The 724-nt window shown below is 50.7% G+C and carries 2 pseudogenes; both read right to left on the minus strand.

Features of this window, described 5'->3' with window-relative positions:
- Positions 1-289 (minus strand): annotated as a pseudogene (locus lacNas_RS03900) (hypothetical protein); the annotation flags it as partial.
- 246 nt (positions 290-535) lie between these two features.
- Positions 536-724 (minus strand): annotated as a pseudogene (locus tag lacNas_RS03905) (amino acid aminotransferase); the annotation flags it as partial.

Raw genomic sequence — 724 nt, forward strand, 5'->3', positions numbered from 1 at the left:
TCTTGCGCTCGGTCATCTTCGACATCAGCGGCAGCCGCAACTGGGCCAGCATCCCGATGATAATCATGGCCGACATCCAGGGACTGATGCCCAGGGAAAACAGAGTTGCCTGGCTGCTGTCACCACCAGTCGCCACCAGCAGGGCACTTGTCTGGCCAACCTGCAGCTTGGCAAAAGGCAGCGGAATATGCTTGCCAAAAACGAAGATCCCCAGATAAAGCAGGGACCACCACGCCTTCGTAAGTATTGTGCGCGTTCCTAAATCCTTTAAAGAAGCTTTATTTCCCATAATCATCCCTGCATTTCATGTGCTCTTTCGCACTTTTTATTTGTTTTCTCTTATTCAAGAATAAGCGAAAGTTTTTATTTACCGCCTTTCACGGGCGGTTCCCCCGTCAACGCTTACTGATTAAATGATAACATAGCACCAGCAGTTATGGTAACTTCGGGGACTGTTTGTTGCGGATCAAAAAAGCACGCCCTCCGCGCCGCGGCAGTCGTGCTTTTCAAAATTTCATAATTTACATTGACATTATTATTCGGCTTCAACGAACTTGGTAATTCGCTTGAGGGCCTCGTGCAGCTGCTCATCGCTTGAAGCATAGGACATCCGTACGTAGCCGGCCCCGCCCTGGCCAAAATAGCTGCCCGGGATCACGCCAACTCTGGCGTCCTTTGCCAAAGCCTTGGCAAAGCCGACATCGTCGCCATGGTACTTTTCCGG

Origin of the sequence: Lactobacillus nasalidis (genome assembly GCF_016587775.1) — a bacterium.
GTDB lineage: Bacteria > Bacillota > Bacilli > Lactobacillales > Lactobacillaceae > Lactobacillus > Lactobacillus nasalidis.